Source organism: Microvirga makkahensis, assembly GCF_009830105.1.
Lineage (GTDB): Bacteria > Pseudomonadota > Alphaproteobacteria > Rhizobiales > Beijerinckiaceae > Microvirga > Microvirga makkahensis.
Window position 1 is genome coordinate 104,656 of sequence record NZ_WURB01000010.1, and the last position, 17,548, is coordinate 122,203.

A 17,548-nucleotide genomic window follows, 5' to 3' on the forward strand; every position below is an offset into this window, starting at 1 on the left:
TGACGGGAAGTGCGTGAGATGTGCGGAGCGATCTCGATCTCCTCTCACTCCGCCGCAACCGGCACCGGCTGCGGCTGCCCGGCGCGGAGCTTGGCGAGCAGCTCCAGCTCCTCCGTTCTCGCCTTTTCGAGGTTGCTCTCCTTGATATGGCCGAAGCCGCGGATCTTCTGCGGGATGTTGGCGAGGCCTACGGCAAGCGCATGGTTCCCCGCGTCGAGCCTTGCCAGGATCTCCTCGATCCGAGCCTCGAACTCGCGGATGAGCCGGCGCTCGGTGCGGCGCTCCTGCGTGTAGCCGAACACGTCGAGGGGCGTGCCGCGCAAGATTCTGAACTTTGCCAGAACCCGCATGGCGTTCATCATCCACGGGCCGAAGCTCATCTTCTTCGGAAGGCCGGTCGCCGGGTCCTTCTTGGCCAGGACCGGCGGAGCCATGTGAAACTCGTACCTCAGATTCTCGCCCTCGAAGGTGGCGGCCACCTGGCGCTCGAAGTCGCCGTTCGTGTAGAGGCGCGCCACTTCGTACTCGTCCTTGTAGGCCATGAGCTTGAAGAGCGAGCGCGCCATGGCGTCGGTGAGCGCGGTGGAGCCAGGAACCGCCTTCGCTTCCGCCTCGCGCACGCGCTCCACGAGCGCGCGGTAGCGCCTGCCGTAGCGCTTGCTCTGGTACGCGGACAGAAACTCCTGGCGGCGATCGATCACCTCATCCAGCGTCTCGGAAATCTTGCGCGACTCCGTCGGCGCCTTCAGCTCGCTCATCATGGCGGCGATGGGCCCGGGCTCGGCAGCCGCGCGGCGGCCCCAGGTGAAAGCCTCGAGATTCATCTTCACCGCTTCGCCGTTGAGTTCGATGGCCTTCTCGATGGCGGCTGCCGACAGCGGCACGCGGCCCGTCTGGTAGGCATAGCCCAGCATGAACATGTTGGCGGCGATGGCATTGCCGAGAAGCGCGGTGGCGATCGCCGTCGCATCGACGAAGGCGACGGCGTCGTCGCCAGCAGCGCCCCTGATCGCGCGCTTCAGGCGCTCGGTGGGCAGCGAGAAATCGGCGTTGCGCGTGAACTCGCCGGGCATCACTTCGGCTGTGTTCACCACGAGCGCGGTCTGCCCCTGCTTAACGGAGGCGAGCACCTTCTTCGTACCCGTCACCACGAGGTCGCAGCCGAGAACGAGATGGGCCGATTCCGCGCTCACGCGTATGGCGTGGATATCGTCCTGGTGATTGGCGAGGCGCACGTGGCTGTAGACCGCGCCGCCCTTCTGGGCGAGGCCCGCCATGTCGATCATGCCGAGACCCTTGCCCTCGAGATGGGCCGCCATGCCGAGGATCGCGCCGATGGTGACGACGCCCGTGCCGCCCACGCCCGTCACGATCACGTTGAAGGTGCGGTCGATGCCGGGCAGCTCCGGATCGGGCAGCGGCCTGAAGGTCATGCCGTCGGCGGAGACCGTCTCCGGTGCCGCCTTCTTCACCTTGGCTCCGTGCACCGTCACGAAGGACGGGCAGAAGCCCTTCACACAGGAGAAGTCCTTGTTGCAGCTGGACTGGTCAATCTGGCGCTTGCGGCCGAACTCGGTCTCGACCGGCTGCACGGCCACGCAGTTCGACTGCACGGAGCAATCGCCGCAGGCTTCGCAGACGAGATCATTGATGATCACGCGCTTGTCCGGATCCGGATATTCGCCGCGCTTGCGGCGGCGGCGCTTCTCGGATGCGCAGGTCTGATCGTAGATCATCACCGTGACGCCGGGGATTCCGGCCAGCTCGCGCTGCACGGCGTCCAGTTCGTCTCTGTGGTGAATGGTCATGCCCGCAGGCCAGCGGATCGACTTGGGATACTTGTGCGGCTCGTCGGTGACGAGCGCGATGCGCTCCACTCCCTCCTCGCGCACCTGACGGGCGATCATGTCGACGGTGAGTCCGCCCTCGTGCTTCTGCCCGCCGGTCATGGCGACCGCGTCGTTGAAGAGAATCTTGTAGGTGACGTTGGTCTTGGTGTGGATCGCCCACCGCAGGGCCAGAACGCCGGAATGATTGTAGGTGCCGTCCCCGAGATTCTGGAACACGTGTCCGCGCTTTGAGAACGGCGCCTCGCCGATCCAGTTCGCGCCTTCGCCGCCCATCTGCGTGAAGCCGTCCGTGGCTCGGCCCATCCACTGCACCATGTAATGGCAGCCGATGCCCGCATAGGCCCGCATGCCTTCAGGGACCTTGGTGGAGGTGTTGTGCGGACAGCCTGAGCAGAAATGCGGCACGCGGGTCGCCACGTCGCCGGTGACCTTCAGCACCTCCTGCGCGTGGCGAAGCCGCGCCACGCGGCCGCGCAGGTCGTCGTTGTTGTGATAGACGAGCAGCCGCTCGCCGATGACGATGGCGATGTCATTGGGATCGAGGGCGCCCTTGACGGGGAAGAGCCAGTTGCCGCTCTCGTCCTTCTTGCCGATGCAGAGCGGCTGGTTCGCTGTGCCGTAGAGCTCCTCGCGCAGCTGCACTTCGATGAGCGAGCGTTTCTCCTCGACGACGATGACCTTGTCCAACCCTTGCGCGAATTCCAGGAGCTCGCGCTGCGAGAGCGGCCAGGGGCACGCGACCTTGTAGAGGCGAAGGCCCATGTCGTTGGCCTTCACCTCGTCGAGGCCGAGTTCGTCGAGCGCCTCGCGCACGTCGAGATAGGACTTGCCGACGGTGATGACCCCGATCTTCGGATTGCGCCCACCGGACAGGACGATGCGGTTGAGATTGTTGGCACGCACGAACGCCAGCATGGCATCGCGCTTGAAGTCCTGGAGGCGCGCCTCCTGATCGAGCACGCCGTCGCGGCTGCGGATGTTGAGCCCGCCCGGCGGCATGGCGAAATCGTCGGGAATGACGATCTTCACGCGATCGAGCGACCCGTCGACGGAGGCGGTGGATTCGATGTTGTCCTTCACGCACTTGAAGGCCACCCAGGTGCCGCAGAAGCGGCTCATCGCGTAGCCGTACTGGCCGTAATCGAGAATTTCCTGAACCCCTGCCGGGTTCAGGATCGGGATCATCACGTCGACGAAATGGAATTCGGACTGGTGAGCGACGGTGGAGGATTCCGCCGTGTGGTCGTCGCCCATAAGGGCGAGCACACCGCCATGCCTGGAGGAGCCCGCCATATTGGCGTGGCGGAACACGTCGCCGGAGCGGTCGACGCCCGGGCCCTTGCCGTACCAGAGGCCGAACACACCGTCGTACCTGCCGTCGCCGCGGATCTCGGCCTGCTGTGAACCCCAGACGGCGGTGGCGGCGAGTTCCTCGTTGAGGCCGGGCTGGAAGACGATGTTGGATTGCTCGAGCCACTTCCTGGCCCGCCAGAGGTTCTGGTCCAGGCCGCCGATCGGCGAGCCGCGATAACCGGAGACGAAGCCGGCCGTGTTGAGGCCCGCGAGCCTGTCCCGCTCGCGCTGCATCAGCAGCATGCGGATGACGGCCTGCGTGCCGGTGATGAACACGTGATCCTTCGTGAGATCGTACTTGTCGTCGAGCGTAACGCTACGAAGCGCCACATGACCTGCGGTCATGCCGTTCCTCCTTGGAGCCCTCTTGCCCCCGCCCGCCGGTTGCCCCGGTTCTTGCTGGTTCCACTAATTACGTCAGCAAGGCTGACATAATCGCCGGATCACGTCAATCAAACCGTCCGGCGGCGATCCGGCCCAGGCCTTCGTTTTGCCTCCATTAACCTTGATGCCTCTAGATCTTGAATCGGCTTCCGGAGCCTCGGAAGCGTCGCTTTAGAAGTCAACGCATGAACATCCGCCTTGGTCCCATCCTCTGCCTCGCGCTTCTTCTGACAGGGCTCAGCGTGCCGGCCCTTGCGCATCCCCATGTTTGGATCACCGCCAGGGCCGAGGTGGTGTTCGCTCCCGACGGCAAGGTCACGGGCATTCGGCACGAATGGACGTTCGACGAGGCCTATACGGCCTATGTCACGCAGGGGCTGGACAAGGACGGCGACGGCAAGCTGACGCCGGAGGAGCTGCAGGAGCTGGCCGATGAGAACGCAGGCAGCCTCTCCGAATTCGAGTACTTCACGACCTTTAAGGTGCACGGCAGGCCGCAGGCGTTCAGCGACCCACGAAACGCCCGGATGACCATGAGCCGGAATCAGGTCACCATGACGTTCCTGCTGCCCTTGAAGGCCCCAGCCCCGGTGAACGGCGCTCTCGCCATCGAGATCGACGACCCGACCTTCTTCGTCTATTTCAGCCTCAACGATCAAACCTCTGTGACCTTGGCCAACGCTCCTCAGGGCTGCGTCACGACTATCGCCAAGGCCAAGCCGCTCGATGAGGCGATGCTGAAGATCCTTCAGGACGAGGGCGCGATCCAGGCGGCAGCGCCGGGCGCGAGCTTCAGCGTCGAATATTCGAACAAGGCGATCATCGCATGTCCGTGACCTCCGCTCCGCTCGCCTCTTCTGCCCCCGGTCAGACGCGGCTCCGGCAGAGGCTCGTCCTGATGGTCCTAGCGTCCGTTGTCGTAGCGGCGGCCATGGGGCTGCTCGCGCTCTGGCTCGGTCCCATTGATGCGCCCGCCCCGCGCAGCCCCTTCGGCATGGGCATCCGGGAGGCGGCCCCGTCGGGCGATTTCGGGGCTTGGCTCCTGTCCGTGCAATCCGGCTTCTACGCCAGCCTCCGGGCGAGCGTGCACGCCATGAAGGAGAGCGGCGCTGCCCTCGGCTCGCTCCTCGCCGTCGGCTTCGCCTACGGGGTCTTCCATGCGGCGGGGCCGGGGCACGGGAAGAGCGTGATCTCGGCCTATCTGGTGGCCGACGAGAAGGCGCTCCGCAAGGGCTTCGCCCTGAGTTTCGCCGCGGCCTTCGTGCAGGCGGCGGTCGCCATCCTCATCGTCGGCACGGTCAGCCTTGTCCTGCGCGCGACTGCCTCCACCATGAACAAGCTCGCCATGAACGTGGAGCTCGCGAGCTTCGTCGCGGTCGCCCTGCTGGGGCTCGTGATCACATGGCGCAAGAGCGGCAAGGTGCTGGGCGTCCTGGCCCTCGCGCGCGATCCCCTGGCGCCTACGCAGGAAGCCGGCTGCGACCATATCCACATGCCGCCGCCTGAGGAGATCGGCCGCCTCACCCGCTGGCGCGACATGGCGGGCGTGGCGCTCGCCGCCGGCATCCGCCCCTGCGCGGGGGCGCTGATCGTGCTCGTATTCTCCCTGGCCCAGGGTCTCTTCGCGGCGGGGATCGCCGCCACCTTCGCCATGGCGCTCGGCACCGCGCTCACCACCAGCGCCATCGCGGCGGTCGCGGTCTTCGCCAAGACCCTGGCCCTGAAGGTGGCGGGCGGACGGGGAGCTTCGGGCGCCGTCGCCGTGGCCGGACTCGAGCTGCTGGCCGCGGCGTTCGTCCTGGTACTGGGCGTCAATCTGCTGATCGGCCTCTGGAGCACGGCGGGCGGTCTGTAAGCCCCCTCCGCGAGGGATGCGCCTGGGGCAAGTCCGGCGGCGCCTCCCTGTTTTACACATATTGCTGCACCTGCGAGAGGCCGCTATAGCGGGCCGATCTTTCGGAGGTCGGAACTTGAGCGCGTCCGTTACATCGCCACCGCATGCCCATCGTCTGTACGAGGATGTCGTCGCCGGGCTCACGGGCACCCTGGTCGTGGCCCTCGGCATCGCCTTTCTCTCGAAGGCCACGCTGCTCACGGGCGGCACCGCCGGGCTCGCGCTGCTGCTGCAATATGCAACCGAGTTCGAGTTCGGGCCGCTCTTCCTCGTGGCGAACCTGCCATTCTACGCGCTGTCCATCCTGCGCATGGGCTGGAAGCTGACGATCCGGACCTTTCTCGCCGTTCTGCTGGTCTCCTACCTGACCAAGCTGACCTCCGTCTGGATTGGCATCGCGTATCTCGAACCGGTCTATGCGGCTGTCGTCGGCGGCATTCTCATCGGGCTGGGCCTGCTGATCCTGTTCCGCCACCGGACAAGCCTCGGCGGCGTGAACATCCTCGCCCTCTACGCCCAGGAGCGCTACGGCCTGCGTGCCGGATACGTCCAGCTCGCCGTGGACGGCCTGATCCTGCTGGCCTCTCTGTTCGTCATCAGCGTGGAGCAGTTCGCGCTCTCGCTCCTGGCGACGACGATGATCAACCTCGTCATCGCGACCAACCACAAGCCCGGCCGCTACATGGGCGTAAGCTAGAACTCATGTATGAGCTGAGCGGGCGCGAGGCCGGTCAGAGCCCCAGCGAACCGCCGTCCGAACGCGGATCGTGCACGGCCTCGACACGGCCGTTGCGCGGGTGCCTCACGAGCATGCCCGCATGGCCCATCATATCCGCATAAGGCTTGGCCAGTTCCTCCACCGGATGGCTGTAGCTTTTGAGCGCACGCAGCAGGCTCGGATCGAAACGGTCCTCGACCTTCAGCGTTGCGGCGGGCTCCTTCCATCGCTTGCCGAAGAGCCAGCGCGGCGCATCGACCGCATCGGCGAGGCTCATGCCGAAATCGGCATAGCGCGTGAAGATCTGGCCTAGGATCTGCGGTTGCCCCTCGCCGCCCATGGTGCCGTAGGAGAGCACGCGCCCGTCGTCGAAGGCGCAAAGGCCGGGACTGAGCGTGTGGAAAGGCCTCTTGCCGGGCTCCAGGGCCTTCAGGCTCTTCGGATCGAGCGAGAAGCCGAAGCCACGATTGTGCCAGTGAACACCGGTAGACGGCAGCACGCAGCCCGAGCCGAAGGCCCAGAACACCGACTGGATGTAGGATACCGCCAGCCCGTCCCGGTCGATGCAGCCCATCCAGACCGTGTCACCCTCGGCGGGCCGCGGCGGATAGGGGGCGGCACGGCGCGTCTCAATCATCGCCGCCTCCCTCTCGAGCAATGCGGGTGTCAGGAAGGAGGCCGGATCGGCGCTCAGATCGCGCGGGTCGGTGACAACCTTGTCGCGGATCGCGAAGGCGCGCTTCGCCGCCTCGATGAGACCGTGGTGATGCTCCGGCGTCTCGCCATGCTTCACGTCGAGCCGGTGAAACAGGCCGAGCATCAGCAGCGTGGCGAGCCCCTGGCTCGGCGGCGGCATGTTGTAGACGGTCGAGTGCTTCAGCTCCACCGAGAGCGGCTTCACCACGCGCGCCTGGAAGGTCTCCAGGTCCTTTCGCGTGATCGGGCTTCCGATGCGCTCCAGATCCGCCGCGATCTCGCGTCCCACATCGCCCCGGTAGAAGTCCCCAAGGCCCGCATGGGCGAGCTGTTCGAGGGTATCGGCAAGCCTGGGGGAATGCCGCGTCTCGCCTGCGGGCGGCAGCCTGCCGTCCTTGAGAAAGGCCTCGGCGAAGCCCGGTGCGGCAAAGAGTGCAGCCTCCTCCAGCATGGGGTTGCGTCCCTCGGCGGCCCCGACGCGATAGCCCTCGCGGGCGAGACGGACGGCATCGGCGAGCAGCATGTCGCGCGGCAACTGCCCGCCGAGGGCTTTCGCGAGCTCCAGCGCCAGACCCCAGCCGCCGACGGCCCCCGCGACGGTGAGCGCCGCATCGGGACCGCGCGGCGGAACGCCGTCATAGCCTTTGTCCCGGTAGCGCTTGATGGTGGCGAGCGACCCGGCGGGACCCGATGCATCGAGAGCATGGACCCGGCCCTTGGGCTCGCGCACCAGCCAGAAGCCGTCGCCGCCCAGCCCGTTCATGTGCGGGTAGACGACGGCGATAGTGGCGGCCATGGCGACCATGGCCTCCACGGCGTTGCCGCCCGCCGCCAGGATCGTCTGGCCGGTCTCGGCGGCGAGCATGTGGGGGGCGGCAACCGCCGTGGTGGAAAAGACGGGAGTTTCGGGCATGGGCTTCAAGACTAACACGACGGAACGGAATGTCAGGCGAACCTTGCACCGGAGGGGGCGTTTAGGGTAGTCCCTTCCGGCAGCGAATGGAGTAATGGAACCGTGGCTCAGGCGAAAAGCACCAACTGGCGCAATCTCATCACCGTCGTCAGCATCATGATCCTGGTCGGTGCGGAGGTGTTCGGCGTAGCCATCTCCGCCGGCTGGGCCATCGCGGGTCTGTTCGAGCTGGGAGCCATCGTGGGTTATGTGCTCATGGGCCTCTTCAGCCTGCTCGCCGTCTATTTCCTCGTGAATCTCTGGCGCCGCTGCGTCGCCGTCGAACCCCTCGCCGAGTAATCAGGGGCACACCCTCATCACGATCGGGTCGGCATCCGGGGGCACGTAGGCCTCCATCGGGCGACATTCCCCGTCGATGCAGACCCGCCAGTCCGCCGTCGCGCCCGAGCGACGCATGATCACCTCGGCTTGAGGCGGAACATCCGGCTTCCAGGCCCATGCGCCGCCGACGAGCCTCGCCTCGGGCGGCGGCTCCATCCCCGCGCCCGAGCCCCTCACCCGCGCCTGAACGAGTTCCAGCCCCGCGGGCGTCGCCCGCCAATCCTCCTCCCAGACGATCTTTTCGACCGAATGCGTCCAGGCGAGGGTCATCGCGCCCGCCATCAGGGGCGCGACGACCTTGCCCGCGACGAGGCAGATCATGAGCGGGCCGCCGCCGTCCGGATCCGGCGGGCGCGCCAGAAGTGGATGCCGAGCACGAGCACGGCCAGCGCGAAGCCGATCTCGTCCGTGACCGGCAGGGCCAGCACCAGAAAGGCCGCCGCGACGGCAGCCCCGAGGCGCTCCCACCAGGGCATCGCCACGTTCAGATAGCCGACCGAGGCCGCGCCCCACAGCAGCACCGCGAGGCCCGCCTTCACCACCATGTAGGCGACGTTCGCCCAGAACGCGCCTCCGGAAACGCCGTCTACATGCTGCATCATCAGGGCCGGGTCGTAAACGGCCATATAGGGAATGACGAAGCCCGGCAGGGCGATGCGCAGGGCCTGGAAGCCGATCCTGAAACCCGACGCCTTCGCGATAGGGGCCGCCGCAAACGCCGCCAGCGCCACGGGCGGCGTCAGATCCGCCATGATGCCGAAGTAAAAGACGAACATGTGCGAGACGATGAGCGGCACGCCGAGCGTCAGCAGCGCAGGGGCTGCCAGCGACGAGGTGATGATGTAGTTCGGAATGGTCGGAATGCCCATGCCGAGAATGAGGCTCACGAACATCGTGAGCACCAGCGACAGGATGAGCGAATCGCGACCGATGGACACTACCCAGTTGCCGAAGATCGTGCCGATTCCGGTAAGCGTCATCGTGCCGATGACGATGCCCACCACCGCGCAGGCCAGGCCGACGGGCAGCGCCTGACGGGCGCCGTCGGCCAGGGCATCCCGGCAGGCCTCCAACGTTTCGGGTCCGCCGCGCACGAAAAGGCTGATCAGGACGAGAATCCCGACCAGCACCAGTACGAGGGTTACGCCGACCCAGAGAAAGGCCGCGGCGACGAGGCCGAGGCCCACCCAGAAGACGAGGCGCACGGTCTCGCTCACGAGGCCCAGCGCAAGCGCGCCCGCGAGGATCAGCACCACGGTGAGCGCAAGACCGATGGATCCTGCGAAGAGAGGCGTATAGCCGGAGAAGAGGAGATAGACGAGAACCGCCAGCGGCAGGATGAGATGCCATTTCTCCTTCAGCGCGCGCGCTGCGCTCGGCAGCTCCGATTTGGCGATTCCGAGCAGTCCTGCCCGGCCCGCCTCGAGGTGGACGGCGAGGAACGCGGACCCATAGTAGAGGATGGCCGGAATGAGCGCGGCCTTTACGATCTCGACGTAAGGCACGTCGATGGTTTCGGCCATGATGAAGGCCACCGCGCCCATGACCGGCGGCATGATCTGGCCGCCCATGGAGGCGGTCGCCTCGACGCCGCCCGCGAATTCGGGCCTGTAGCCGAACCGCTTCATGAGCGGGATGGTGAACTGCCCCGTCGAGACCACGTTGGCCACGCCCGAGCCCGAGATCGTTCCCATAAGCGCCGAAGAGAATACGGCCACCTTCGCCGGACCTCCCCTGGCGTTGCCGAACAGCCCCATCGCCACGTCGGTAAAGAGCTGGATCATGCCCGCCCGTTCGAGGAACGCGCCGAACAGGATGAAGAGGAAGATGTAGGTCGCGGAGACCAGGGTCGGAGTCGCATAGAGTCCCTCCGTACCGAAGGACATGTGCTCGATCACCTGCTCGAGCGAGTATCCGCGATGATCGAAGGGCGCGGGCAGATAATTGCCGAACAGGCAGTAGGCCAGAAAGATGCCGGCGACGATAGGGAGCGCCGGCCCCATGACGCGCCAGACGAGGTAGAACAGCACCGCGATGGCCGTGATGCCGACCACGAGGTCGGCCTGCGTCAGCTCGCCCGAACGCACCACGAGCTCCTCATAGAGAGCCCAATGGTAGACGCCGATGCCGAAGCCGACGAGGCCGACGATCCAGCCGAGCACCCGGGTGGCGGGGCTGCGCGCCTTGTGGTTCGCCAGCATCGCGCCCGCGACGAGGCAGAGAAAGCCCACATGGAGGGCGCGCACCACCTGGCTCGGCAGGCTGCCCGGAAACTTGAAGATGAGCGCATAGGCGATGGCGAGCGCTACGAGCGCCAGCGCCCCGTCGATCACGCTGCGGCCCTTCAGACGCTGGAAGACGAGCCATCCGGCCCAAGCCGCGAAGACCGCGCCGGTCAGATGGAGCGCCGAGACGCTCCCGAAGATCGGACGATCGAGAGGGATGCCTAAGGCCGTGACGATCTGGAAAGCCGAGAAAGCCACCGCGATCCAGAAAAGGAACTTGCCTGGAATGCCTTCACCGAAATTCTCCGGCAGGCCATGCTCGGGATTGGCCGGCGCGGACGGCTGCTCGAGCGTCGCGATCTCGGACGCATTCATGCCATGGCTCATGGAGGCCCTCTCTTCAACCGATTCACGTTCTTGACATGCGAAAGCCGGGGCAGGTGCGCCGCCCCGGCTCGAATGTAAATCCGTCTAAGGGATTAGGACCCCTTCTTCACACCTTTTTCGTCGAAATAGCGCTGGGCGCCCGGATGAACTGGGACCGGCATGCCGGAGAGAGCGTTCTCGAGCTTGATGTCCTTGGCGGCCGCATGAGCGGCCGCGAGTTCGGGCAGGTTCTCGTAGATCGCCTTCGTCATCTGGTAGACCGTCTCGTCCTTCACGCCGGAATGGGTGACGAGATAATTCACCACGGCGGCCGTATCCACGGGTGCCGTCTGGCCCTCATAGGTGCCGGCCGGGATCGTGGCCTTGATGTAGGGAGAGCCCACTTTGGTCACCACGTCGGCCGGGATCTCGACCACCACGATCGGAACGGAAGTGGCGAGGTCACGGATCGAGGAGACGCCGAGACCGGCCGATTGCAGGGTGGCGTCGAGCTGGCGGTTCTTCATGAGCTCGACGGACTCGCCGAAGGGCAGATACTCGACCTTGCCGAGATCCTGATAGGTCAGGCCAGCCCCCTGAAGGATCGCGCGGGCATTGAGCTCGGTGCCGGATTTCGGCGCACCGACGGAGAGGCGCTTGCCTTTCAGGTCGGCGAGCGACTTGATGCCGGAATCCTTGGTGGCGACGATCTGGATGTAGTTGGGATAGATGGCGGTGATCCCGCGCAGCTTGTCGAGCTTGCTCCTGAAGCCGGCTTCCTCGTTTCCTGCCCAGCCCATGGCCAGGCTGTCGCCCAGGGTAAAGCCGATCTCGCCCTTGCCCTGCTGCAGCAGGACGAGGTTCTCCACCGAAGCCTTGGTGGCCTGGACCGAGGGGCGCGAGCCCTGGACTTTTTCCGTGAACACCTTGGAGAGCGCCACGCCGAGCGGATAATAGACGCCCGAGGTGCCGCCGGTCAGAACGTTGATGAAGTCCTGGGCCTGAGCCGGAAGGCTCGCACCCGCGAGGGCGAGAGCGGTGGCCGCGCCCACGAGGCGGCGCATGACGTTTCGATACATGACGTACTCCCAATTTATGGCACCTGACTCAGCGGTGCTTGTGTGTGGACCTAGTTTTGGCTGCTGACGAAGTTTTCTCAAGAGGCTATGAGGACTTAATCCTGCCACCTTGGTCGGTAGGGGTCCGTCTTCTCCACAACCAAATGCGTCGATCCATGCTTAACCGCCGCCAGTTCCTCCAGACCGCCACCGCCACGGCCGCCCTGGCCGCTCAGGGCTTCTCGAGCCCCGCCCTGGCGCAGCAGGGTTTGAAGATGGGGTCACCGGCCCCCTTCTCTTTCGAGGACCTGAAGAAGCGGGCCGAGGCCATGGCGCGCACCGCCTATACCGCCCCGCCGAGCCCCTCGCCGGACATTCTCTATCAGATCGACTACGACGCCCACGGCAAGATCAGGTTCAAGACCGACCTTGCTCTCTGGGCCGACGGTCCCAGCGAGTTCCCGGTCACCTTCTTCCATATGGGACGCTTCTTCCAGAAGCCCGTCCGCATGCACGTGGTCGAAGGCGGCCAGGCCCGCGAGATCGTCTACGACACCCAATACTTCGACATGCCGGCGGATTCGCCCGCCCGCAAGCTCCCGGACAACACAGGCTTCGCCGGCTTCCGCTTCCAGGAATCCCGCAACGGCAGGCTCGACTGGAGAAAGAATGATTGGGTAGCTTTCCTCGGCGCGTCCTATTTCCGCGCCATCGGCGAGCTTTATCAGTACGGCCTCTCCGCCCGCGGCCTGGCCGTCGATGTGGCCGTGCATGGCAGGCCCGAGGAATTCCCGGATTTCACCCACATCTATTTCGAGACGCCCAAGCCCGGCTCGGACACGGTGACGATCTACGCCCTTCTGGACGGCCCGAGCGTGGCGGGAGCCTATCGCTTCGTGATGCAGCGGGCTGCCGCGGTCATCATGGACCTCGACTGCGCCCTGTACCTCCGCAAGGATATCGCGCGCCTCGGAATCGCGCCGCTCACATCCATGTACTGGTACTCGGAAAAAGCGAAGACCACCGCCATCGACTGGCGCCCGGAGATCCATGATTCCGACGGACTCGCCATGTGGACAGGAGCCGGCGAGCGCATCTGGCGCCCGCTCAACAACCCGCCGCGGATCATCACCTCGGCCTTCTCCGACGAGAACCCGCGCGGCTTCGGCCTGCTCCAGCGGGACCGCAATTTCGACCACTATCTCGACGGCGTCTATTACGACCGCCGCCCCTCGCTTTGGATCGAGCCTCAGGGCACCTGGGGAAGAGGCTCCATCCAGCTTGTGGAGATTCCCACCGACGACGAGATCCACGACAACATCGTGGCCATGTGGGTGCCGGCGGAGCCCGCCCGCGCCGGTCAGGCCATGGAGTTCCGCTATCGCATGCATTGGGCGGCGAACGAGCCCTACCCGACCCCGCTCGCCCACGTGATCGCCACCCGCTTCGGCAATGGCGGACAGGCCGGCACCTTGCGCCCCAAGGGCGTGCGCAAGTTCATGGTGGAATTCATCGGCGAGCCGCTGACCAGGCTTCCCAGCGGCGTGATCCCGAAGCCCGTCCTCACCGCCTCGCGCGGCGAGTTCTCCAACATCCTCACCGAGGCCGTTCCCAACAACGTGCCCGGCCACTGGCGGACCCAGTTCGACCTGACGGTCACCGGCACCGAGCCGGTTGAGATGCGCTGCTACCTGCGCAGCGGAGATGAGGTCTTGAGCGAAACCTGGCTCTATCAGCACCATCCAACGTTCTAAGATTTCTGTTTGTAACCCACAATGTTAACAGTGGCGTATAAAATACTATACGCCACTGGAAACGGCGATCGATTGAGTCTATGTGTGGAGGCATGTCGCACGGTCACCACAACCACCGCCACGAGCACCGGGCCATGGCCGCCGCCCCCACCTTTTCGCTGCTTCGCCTCTCGGTGTGGCAGCGGCTGGCGGGCGCCGCCGCAGCCCTGGGGATTCTGTGGCTGCTGGTCTTACGAGTGTTGGGCTAAGAGCATGTCCGCGCCCGCCACAGCCATCCGCTTCAACGAAGTGACCCTCGGCTATGGCCGCAGGCCCGCCGTGCATCACCTGAACGGGGCCATCTCCGCCGGCAGCCTGACGGCGGTGGTCGGTCCCAACGGGGCGGGCAAGTCGACCCTGCTCAAGGGCATCGTCGGCACCCTGAAGCCCCTCGACGGCCGGATCCGGCTCGACGGCCCCTCCTCCGAAATCGCCTATCTGCCGCAGGCGGCCGAGATCGACCGCTCGTTCCCGCTCTCCGTCTACGACCTGGTGGCGATGGGTCTCTGGTCCCGTTCGGGGCTCTTCGGCGGCATTTCGGCCAAAGACCGCGCGAAGATCGAGGAGGCCCTGGAGGCCGTGGGCCTCATCGGCTTTGAGCGCCGTCCCATCTCGACCCTGTCCGGCGGCCAGATGCAGCGCGCCCTCTTCGCGCGCCTGCTCCTGCAGGATGCGCCGGTGATCCTGCTCGACGAGCCGTTCACCGCCATCGACGCCAAGACCACCGCCGACCTGCTCGACCTCGTGCGCCGCTGGCACGACGAGTCCCGCACGGTCGTCGCGGTGCTGCACGATCTGGACATGGTCCGGCGCGTCTTCCCGGAAACCCTGCTCATCGCCCGCGAGCCCGTGGCCTGGGGCGACACGCTCGAGGTGCTGAGCGCCGACAACCTCCTGAAAGCCCGCCGCATGGTCGAGGCGCATGATCCCCATGCGCATGTGTGCCAGCGCGGAGCCGCATAAAGAACCGGCCGTGCTCGATCCTCTCATCACCCCCTTTTCCGAATTCGAGTTCATGCGGCGCGCGCTCGTGGGCGTGATCGCGATCGCGCTCGGCGGCGGCCCCATCGGCGTGTTCCTGATGCTGCGGCGCATGAGCCTCACGGGCGACGCCATGGCCCATGCCATTCTGCCCGGTGCCGCGGTCGGTTACCTGCTCGCGGGCCTGTCTCTTCCCGCCATGACAGTGGGCGGATTGGCGGCGGGCGTGATCGTCGCCATGGCCGCCGGCCTCGTCTCGCGCTACACCTCGCTGAAGGAGGACGCCTCGCTCGCGGCCTTCTATCTCCTCTCGCTCGCGCTCGGCGTCACCATCGTGTCTCTCAGAGGATCGAACGTCGATCTCCTGCACGTGCTCTTCGGTACGGTGCTCGCGCTCGACGACGGCACGCTGCTGCTGCTTGCCTCGATCTCGACCCTGACGGTTCTGGCCCTTGCGGTTCTCTACCGCCCGCTCGTGCTCGAATGCGTCGATCCGATCTTCCTGCGCTCGGTCAGCCGCTCGGGAACGCCCACCCATCTCATCTTTCTCGGCCTCGTGGTGCTGAACCTTGTCGGCGGATTTCACGCCCTCGGCACCCTGCTCGCCGTCGGCATGATGATGCTGCCCGCCGCCGCCGCCCGATTCTGGAGCAGCGACATCACCATGATGATGGTCGTGTCCATGCTCATCGGCATTGCCTCCGGCATCGCGGGCCTCCTGCTCTCCTTCCATGCGGAATTGCCCGCAGGACCTGCGATCATCCTCTCGGCCGGTGCCGTTTACGTAGCCTCGCTGCTCATGGGCCGCGAAGGCGGCGTGCTCTGGCGTCTCTGGCCGGGCAAGCATCTGGAAGCCTGAAACCCTACCGAAGGATCCGACCATGCTGACGAGACGAGCGACATTATCTCTGCTTGCGTGTTCTCTGGCGCTCACCGGCATGAGCATGCCCGCAGCAGCACAGCCGCCGGAAAAGCTCAAGGTCGTCGCGACCTTCTCGATTCTCGGGGACCTCGTGCGCCATGTGGGCGGAGAACGCGTGGAGGTGACGACCTTGGTCGGTCCGAACGGGGATGCCCATGTCTACGCACCCACGCCTGCCGACGGACGCCGCCTGACCGAGGCCAGGATCGTCTTCACCAACGGCCTGAAATTCGAGGGCTGGATCGACCGTCTCATCAAATCCTCGGGCACCAGGGCCACAAAGGTCGAGGCTGCGAAGGGCGCGAAGCTGATCGAGGGAGACGACGATCACCATGGCCATGATCACGACCACGGCATCGATCCCCATGCCTGGCAGGACATTGGCAATGCCAGGATCTACGTGGCCAATATCCGCGATGCCCTGATCGCGGCGGATGTCGGGGGCAAGGCGGCCTACGAGAGCAACGCCGCCGCGTACCTCTCCAAACTCGACACTCTCGAAGCCGAGGTGAAAGGCCTCGTGGCCAACATCCCCGAAGCGCGTCGCCGGATCATCACCTCCCATGACGCCTTCCGCTATTTCGGGCACGCGTATGGGATCGCTTTCGTCTCTCCGCAGGGTGTCTCCACCGAGGCCGAGGCCTCGGCCAAGGACGTGGCCCGCATCATCCAGCAGATCAGGCGCGAGAAGATCGCCGCCGTCTTCGTGGAGAACGTCTCAGATGCCCGTCTCATGGAGCGAATCGCCAAGGAGACCGGGGCCAGGATCGGAGAGCGGGTCTATTCCGACGCCCTTTCCGAGCCGGACGGCCCCGCCGGCACTTACATTGACATGATGAGACACAATATAAAGGCTTTCAGCGCGGCTTTGTCGAGCTGACCGTTTCCCGCCCTTCCCTTGAGGGGAAGGGTCAAAGCGCGTAAGCGCTTCGGGGTGAGGTTGGCAGCGCGACCTTACCCAAGCTGGTGTTTCCATCCCACCTCGGCCTTCCGGCCGATCCTCCCTCTCGAGGGGAGGATGAAAATCGCGGACCATCCGATGACCGACAAGATCCCCGTTACCGTTCTCACAGGCTATCTCGGCGCCGGCAAGACCACTCTCCTCAATCGGATCCTGACCGAGCCCCACGGCAAGAAATACGCCGTCATCGTGAATGAGTTCGGCGAAATCGGCATCGACAACGAACTCGTCGTCGGCGCCGACGAGGAGGTGTTCGAGATGAACAACGGGTGCATCTGCTGCACCGTGCGCGGCGACCTGATCCGAATCCTCGACGGTCTGATGAAGCGCAAAGGCAAGTTCGACGCGATCATCGTCGAGACCACAGGCCTCGCGGACCCCGCCCCCGTCGCCCAGACCTTCTTCATGGACCAGGACGTGTCCGATGCCGCCCGCCTCGATGCGGTGGTGACGGTCGCGGACGCCAAGTGGCTGTCCGACCGGCTGAAGGACGCGCCCGAGGCCAAGAACCAGATCGCCTTCGCCGACGTGATCATCCTCAACAAGACCGATCTCGTGACGCCCGAGCAGCTGGACGAGGTCGAGGCGCGCATCCGCGCCATCAATCCCTATGCCAAGGTCCACCGCACGCAGAACGCGGCCGTGCCGCTGAACGAGGTGCTCGACCGGAAGGCCTTCGATCTCGACCGCATCATCGAACTCGAGCCCGACTTCCTGGAGGAAGGCCATCATCACCACGACGAGGAGATCCAATCCGTCTCCGTGGCTATCGACGGCGAGGTGGATCCGGAAAAGTTCATGCCCTGGATCTCGAACCTGACCCAAGTGGAGGGGCCGAACATCCTGCGCTGCAAAGGTATCGTGGCCTTCCCAAACGAACCGAAGCGATTCGTCTTCCAGGGTGTGCACATGATCCTCGACGGCGACGTGCAGGGGGAGTGGAAGCCCGGTGAGAAGCACACCTCCAAGGTGGTCTTCATCGGCAGGAACCTGAACGAGAAGGCGATCCGAGACGGTTTCCTGGCCTGCGCGGCCTGACACGCCCCACTCCGA

At 65.5% G+C, this 17,548-nt stretch carries 14 protein-coding genes; 9 read left to right on the forward strand and 5 right to left on the reverse strand.

Translation table 11 applies throughout. The features are described 5' to 3' along the window. Positions 1 to 44 precede the first annotated feature (44 nt). Complete coding sequence (locus GR328_RS15255; protein ID WP_160885379.1) at positions 45 to 3,548, reverse strand: indolepyruvate ferredoxin oxidoreductase family protein; 3,504 nt, start codon at positions 3,546 to 3,548, stop codon at positions 45 to 47. A gap of 224 nt (positions 3,549 to 3,772) precedes the next feature. On the opposite strand from GR328_RS15255, the gene GR328_RS15260 reads away from it, so the two are divergent. The 3 genes from GR328_RS15260 to GR328_RS15270 all read left to right on the forward strand — a co-directional run bounded on the left by GR328_RS15260 (position 3,773) and on the right by GR328_RS15270 (position 6,178). Continuing rightward, a complete protein-coding gene (locus GR328_RS15260) occupies positions 3,773 to 4,423 on the forward strand; it encodes a DUF1007 family protein (protein WP_160885380.1) in 651 nt (216 codons plus the stop codon). Next, positions 4,414 to 5,442, forward strand: coding sequence for a nickel/cobalt transporter (locus GR328_RS15265; RefSeq protein WP_160885381.1), 1,029 nt, complete (start codon positions 4,414 to 4,416; stop codon positions 5,440 to 5,442). The genes GR328_RS15260 and GR328_RS15265 overlap by 10 nt, the downstream gene beginning before the upstream one ends. Before the next feature lie 115 nt (positions 5,443 to 5,557). After that, entirely contained in the window at positions 5,558 to 6,178 is a 621-nt protein-coding gene (locus tag GR328_RS15270) for a YitT family protein (RefSeq protein ID WP_246215896.1), read from the forward strand. A gap of 34 nt (positions 6,179 to 6,212) precedes the next feature. Here the strand turns inward: GR328_RS15270 and GR328_RS15275 are convergent, their stop codons facing one another. Beyond that, positions 6,213 to 7,808, reverse strand: coding sequence for a gamma-glutamyltransferase family protein (locus GR328_RS15275; RefSeq protein WP_160885383.1), 1,596 nt, complete (start codon positions 7,806 to 7,808; stop codon positions 6,213 to 6,215). Positions 7,809 to 7,910: 102 nt separating this feature from the next. Between GR328_RS15275 and GR328_RS15280 the strand changes: the two genes are divergently transcribed. Then, on the forward strand, positions 7,911 to 8,147 hold the full coding sequence (locus GR328_RS15280) for a hypothetical protein (protein WP_425487042.1): 237 nt from the start codon (positions 7,911 to 7,913) through the stop codon (positions 8,145 to 8,147). Here GR328_RS15280 and GR328_RS15285 read toward each other — a convergent pair whose 3' ends face one another. The 3 genes from GR328_RS15285 to GR328_RS15295 all read right to left on the reverse strand — a co-directional run bounded on the left by GR328_RS15285 (position 8,148) and on the right by GR328_RS15295 (position 11,859). Continuing rightward, positions 8,148 to 8,510 carry a DUF1850 domain-containing protein gene (locus GR328_RS15285; protein WP_160885384.1) on the reverse strand — a complete coding sequence of 121 codons (363 nt, stop codon included), beginning with the start codon at positions 8,508 to 8,510 and terminating at the stop codon, positions 8,148 to 8,150. Further along, entirely contained in the window at positions 8,507 to 10,801 is a 2,295-nt protein-coding gene (locus GR328_RS15290) for a TRAP transporter permease (protein WP_160885385.1), read from the reverse strand. Before GR328_RS15290 ends, GR328_RS15285 begins: the two co-directional genes overlap by 4 nt. Positions 10,802 to 10,893: 92 nt before the next feature. After that, a complete protein-coding gene (locus tag GR328_RS15295) occupies positions 10,894 to 11,859 on the reverse strand; it encodes a TAXI family TRAP transporter solute-binding subunit (RefSeq protein WP_160885386.1) in 966 nt (321 codons plus the stop codon). A gap of 155 nt (positions 11,860 to 12,014) precedes the next feature. On the opposite strand from GR328_RS15295, the gene GR328_RS15300 reads away from it, so the two are divergent. The 5 genes from GR328_RS15300 (at position 12,015) to GR328_RS15320 (ending at position 17,533) form a co-directional block, all read left to right on the forward strand. Then, the gene (locus GR328_RS15300; RefSeq protein ID WP_160885387.1) at positions 12,015 to 13,592 is read left to right on the forward strand and encodes an OpgD/OpgG family glucan biosynthesis protein; all 1,578 of its coding nucleotides are present in this window, start codon (positions 12,015 to 12,017) and stop codon (positions 13,590 to 13,592) included. Between the two features lie 252 nt (positions 13,593 to 13,844). Further along, positions 13,845 to 14,594, forward strand: a complete 750-nt coding sequence (gene aztA, locus GR328_RS15305) for a zinc ABC transporter ATP-binding protein AztA (protein WP_160885388.1) — start codon at positions 13,845 to 13,847, stop codon at positions 14,592 to 14,594. Then, complete coding sequence (aztB, locus tag GR328_RS15310; RefSeq protein WP_205790037.1) at positions 14,569 to 15,471, forward strand: zinc ABC transporter permease AztB; 903 nt, start codon at positions 14,569 to 14,571, stop codon at positions 15,469 to 15,471. The genes aztA and aztB overlap by 26 nt, the downstream gene beginning before the upstream one ends. Before the next feature lie 22 nt (positions 15,472 to 15,493). Beyond that, positions 15,494 to 16,414: a metal ABC transporter substrate-binding protein gene (locus tag GR328_RS15315; RefSeq protein WP_160885390.1), complete on the forward strand. Its 921-nt coding sequence runs from the start codon at positions 15,494 to 15,496 to the stop codon at positions 16,412 to 16,414. A gap of 159 nt (positions 16,415 to 16,573) precedes the next feature. Beyond that, complete coding sequence (locus GR328_RS15320) at positions 16,574 to 17,533, forward strand: CobW family GTP-binding protein (RefSeq protein WP_205790039.1); 960 nt, start codon at positions 16,574 to 16,576, stop codon at positions 17,531 to 17,533. Positions 17,534 to 17,548 lie beyond the last annotated feature (15 nt).